At 35.2% G+C, this 4,948-nt stretch carries 3 protein-coding genes; 2 read left to right on the top strand and 1 reads right to left on the bottom strand.

Going from position 1 to position 4,948, the window contains the following annotated elements:
* Positions 1 to 982: NERD domain-containing protein (locus tag GSY74_RS10245; RefSeq protein ID WP_164665005.1), on the top strand; the 982-nt coding region annotated here is incomplete at its 5' end.
* Positions 983 to 984: 2 nt separating this feature from the next.
* On the top strand, positions 985 to 1,203 hold the full coding sequence (locus GSY74_RS10250) for a hypothetical protein (RefSeq protein WP_164665006.1): 219 nt from the start codon (positions 985 to 987) through the stop codon (positions 1,201 to 1,203).
* A gap of 139 nt (positions 1,204 to 1,342) precedes the next feature.
* Here the strand turns inward: GSY74_RS10250 and gyrA are convergent, their stop codons facing one another.
* A complete protein-coding gene (gyrA, locus tag GSY74_RS10255) occupies positions 1,343 to 4,933 on the bottom strand; it encodes a DNA gyrase subunit A (RefSeq protein WP_370518799.1) in 3,591 nt (1,196 codons plus the stop codon).
* Positions 4,934 to 4,948 lie beyond the last annotated feature (15 nt).

Here is a 4,948-nt window from a genome sequence, read left to right on the forward strand (position 1 = left end):
ACAATTGAGTAAAAACCCAAAACAACAAGCTCTCATACGAGCTGACCTATCACGAGTTGAAAATGGTTACCAAGCAGAAAAAGACAATGCTTACTACCTTGACTTTAGATTTAAAGATAACCCTCGAAATATCTTACTTCATGATATTCGTATAGAACATAATGGCAAAACAGCACAAATAGACCATATTATTATTAACCGATTAGGCATAGAAGTATTAGAGAGTAAAAGTTTTACAGGTACACTTAGCATCAAAGGTGATGGGTCTTTAAATGTAAAATATGGGCAAAAAACTCAAACTTTTCCAAACCCTATAGAGCAGAACAAACGCCATGCAGAGATATTGGCTAACTTCATAAAAGAGAATATGGAACTACCTGCAAACATAAAGTTACTTGGTATTCCTATCTCGTCAACAGTGCTTATTAACCCAAAAACAACCATGGGTAATGATACACTGCCTAAAGGATTTGATAGAGCCGATTCATTTAGTACCCATTGGAATGAAAGTGTTGATAAGATGAGTACACTTACTGTGTTTAAAACATTAGGGTCAATTATGAGCTTTGATAAAGTCAAAAAAATTGCTGATTTATTGCTAAATAATCATAACCCAAGAGCTTTTGATTATATCAAAAAATATCCAATCAGAAAAGAGAAAAAACCTCAAACTGTCAAACAAGTAGAACCTATAAAATCAGTTATAAAAGAGTCTATTTCTATAAGTAATAATCTAAACTCCACTAAAACAACTCACTGCTCAAAATGTCAAGATACAAATATAGAGATACGCTATGGAAAATATGGCTACTATTTCAAATGTCTCTCTTGCGATGGAAATACATCTATGAAACTTACCTGTTCATCAAAATCCTGTAAACCAAAACTCAAAAAAAGTAAATTGAATTTTCATCAGGTTTGTGAAGTATGTGGGTTAAATGAGTTGTTTTTTACAAATCCAAATATTGAAATAAAGGTGTAACTATGTGTCTTATTATTACCATCATTATACTTGGCTTTGCCATACAAAATCTCATGATAGAAAATTGGCTAACAGGTCTAACTCAACTACTTATAGCCATTGGCTTTATACTGCTACTTATTAACAATATACGACGCACACGATGTGAACGAAATGGAACTTGTTATAATGGATGTTCTGTGACCAATTGGATAGGTGGTTTATTTAAAAAGAAGATTTAATCTATTTTGAAAGTAAACAGATGGAGAGAATTTAAAGCAATTACGACGCAGACCCAAGAGAGCAGTCTTGAGAGATTTGATTAATCTGCTCTTTGACGCTCTCTATCTCTTATGATTGAAGTCTAGTTACTCTTAAAAATCATTCAATCCCATCGTCATTAACAACATCTGGCTCTTCTGTCTCCTCTTTTGGACACTTGGCTATACTTACTACTATATCTTTTTTCTCAACATTTACTACTTTGACCCCAGAGGTATTTCGTCCTGCTTTTCGGATGGTTTGCATATCAACTCGAATCATCTTACCAATGGATGTCAGACACATCATATCTTTGTCCTCTTCTACCATCACCACATCAACCACATCACCTGTTTTTGGTGATAGTTTCATGCTAATTACACCTTTACCTGCACGGCTCTGTTCACGGTACTCAGAAGCTGTTGTTCGTTTACCGATACCTTTTTCACTAAGCATCAAGAGTTCACTATCTTCATTTTCAATGGTTACACCACCGCAGACAAAGTCATCTTCTATCTTGAATTTGATAGCCGTCACACCTCTTGCAACTCTACCAATCTCTCTTGCATCTGCTACTTTGAACCTGATACATTGACCTTTTTTAGTGGTTACAAATAGCCATTTGGTCTCAGGTAGCACGATTTTTGCTGTTACGATACTATCATCTTCATCTAAATTTATCGCTCTTACACCATTGGTTCTAATATTTGAGTACTCTTTAAGATTGGTTCTTTTGACAATACCATTTCTAGTAAAGAATACCAAGCCCTTATCCTCTTCAAAATCCGTTGTTGGGATAATAGACATAATCTTCTCATCAGGCTTAAGGTTGATAAGGTTAACAACTGCTTTACCTTTGGCTATTCTTGAAGCCTCAGGAATACGATAAACCTTTAACCAATAGAGTTGTCCCATATCAGTTACAAACATCAGAGTATCATGAGTAGACGAGATAAAGAACTGCTCGATAAAGTCATCATCATGCGTGGTTACGGCTATCTTGCCTTTACCACCACGGCGTTGTTTCTCGTACTGTTTGAGAGCAACTCTTTTGATATATCCTCTATGGGTGATGGTCACAACCATTGGCTCATTGGGAATTAAATCTTCAATGTCAATATCATCATAATCATCAACTATCTCGGTTCGTCTCTCACTCTTGAAATTGTCACCAATAACTTTGAGTTCATCAGCGATGATTCCGTTTAGAATCTCTTCACTCTTCAAGATAGACTCATAGTACTCAATCTCTTTGTAGAGTTCAGCCAACTCATTCTCTATCTTCTCTTGCTCAAGACCTGTAAGTCTTCTAAGCTTCATCTCCAAAATAGCATTGGCTTGTAGTTCAGAGAGAGAGAATTTATCCATTACGGAAACTCTCGCTGTTTCAGTATCCTCACTCTGACGGATGATTCTTATCACCTCATCAATATTATCCACAGCTATCTTTAGACCCTCTAAGATATGAGCTTTGGCTCGTGCTTTTTCAAGTTGGAAAATGGTTCTTCTGATGATAACAGTTTTTCTATGTCGCAAGAAGAGTTCAAGAAGCTCTCTAATTTTAAATACTTTTGGCTCTTTGTTTGCAATAGCCAACATAATAATACCAAAGGTAGTCTGCATCTGTGTACTTTTAAAGAGATTATTCAGCACAATATCACTCATGGCATCTCGCTTAAGCTCTATTACAATTCGCATCCCCTCTCGGTCAGACTCATCTCTAATCTCTGAAATACCCTCTATAGTTTTATCACGAACGAGATGTGCAATATTCTCTATAAGTCGTGATTTATTAACCTGATATGGAAGCTCATCAACAATTATCACTTCTCTATTCTTTTTCTCTTCTATATGTGTCTTGGCACGAACTTTAATTCGCCCTCTACCTGTAGTATAAGCATCTGTAATACCCTTTTTACCAAAGATAATCCCACCTGTTGGGAAGTCTGGACCTTTGATAATAGAGAGAATTTCAGAATCTTCACACTCTGGATTGTCAATAATGTGTAACAGAGCCTCAATAAGCTCATCCATACGATGAGGAGGGATATTGGTAGCCATACCAACGGCAATACCACTTGAACCATTGAGAAGAAGATTTGGAACACGAGAAGGTAACACATCAGGCTCTGTCATAGAGTCATCGTAGTTTGCAGTAAAGTCAACCGTATCTTTGTCTATATCTATAAGTAGCTGTTCGGTTAGCTTGGTCATTCTAGCTTCGGTATTATGGTTAATAAGCCCATTTGCTACAAATGAGTGACAATCACTATCAACCCTTATGGAATAGACAACATCTTTTTTACCTGTTTTCTCACAACTTTTTACAGAAGCATAATAGTAGTTATTATCTACAAATTCTAAAAACTCTTGTTGGAGTGCATTCAGTTTTATTTCACTTAAAATTTTGTCTAAATTTCTATCTATTCGTTCATATCTATCAAAATTATATCTCTTTAAATATGAGTTATTAACGACACCTCTAATATAATCACTTATAAAGGGGATATAATCTTTACTCAGTGAGCCACTGTTCTCTTCTCTTCTTAATAGCTCCTGCTCTATTAGAGTCTTAAATCCCTCTCTTTTATAGGTTGCAAAGTTTATATTTTCATAAAATTTATTAACATTTCTAAAATTACCAAGATAGACTTTTATCTCATCTCTCGCTTTGACTTTTCCTATCTTGCCTACAATCCCAAACTCTAAAAGAAGAAGCTGAACATCCTCCGCTAATTTTTGACTAATTGTTGAGTATTGAACGATTAGAGTATTCTTCTCCAATTTAGAGAAACTTCCATCTCCCTCAAATAGATATTGTAAAAATATCTTTTGTGCCTCTTTAGGTAGAGAGAAGATAGATTCAGGAACTCTTTTCTCTTTAGATTTTAGACCTTGCATCGCTATATAGATATCAGAATTTAATATCTTCTCTCTATCTTTTGAGTGTTGTAGATGAATATCAAATTCATAGAGAGTTTTTCCTGATGGCAATACTCTATTCGATAGATAATAACTCTCTCCAATTTCAGATTCCCAAGCTCTAATAAAATTATCAAAATAGACTCTGTCTGTATTGTTAAAACCCATTCTATTTTTACTTACAAAACCTTCTGAAACCAAGCAACCTGCTATAATAGCTAAGTTTTTTTCACTCTGAGTAGCTTCTTTATCATCTAAAATTTTTTCACTTCTATCAATAACTATCTTATCATCGCTAGATATAGCATCAAGCCTCTTCCAGTCATAAACAGGTTTGCCATTTTTATCTGTAGTAAGTGTCAAGACCAAGTGATTGGCACTTCCACTAACACTAAATCCCTCTTTGGTTTGAAGCTTATAAATTTCATGAGTACCAGAGTTAAAAAATTTCGAAGCTCTATTTCTGTTTTTGCCCATAGATAGAACTTTAATATCCAAATCACTATCACTATTGAGTTGACTATCTTTTACTAAATCTTTTATCTGAACCAGACCCATATCTGTTTTTACTCTAGTACTACCTATAGTACAATATCTCATGGCCGCCGCATTATCTCCATCAACAGAACCGAAGTTCCCTTGACCATCAATAAGTGGAGCCCTCAAAGAGAAAGGTTGAGCCATACGAACTAGTGCATCATATACAGAGTTGTCACCATGTGGGTGATACTTACCGATAACATCACCAACAATTCTAGCCGATTTTTTATAAGGACTTCGATGGCTCATAGAGAGGTCATTCAT

It is taken from the genome of Sulfurovum sp. bin170 (assembly GCF_010892395.1).
Classification (GTDB): domain Bacteria; phylum Campylobacterota; class Campylobacteria; order Campylobacterales; family Sulfurovaceae; genus UBA1140.

Bases quoted from the DNA above. Each gene is read 5' to 3' on its own strand.
- GSY74_RS10250 (WP_164665006.1), top strand. From the start codon at position 985: ATGTGTCTTATTATTACCATCATTATACTTGGCTTTGCCATACAAAAT.
- gyrA (WP_370518799.1), bottom strand. From the start codon at position 4,933: ATGAGCCATCGAAGTCCTTATAAAAAATCGGCTAGAATTGTTGGTGAT.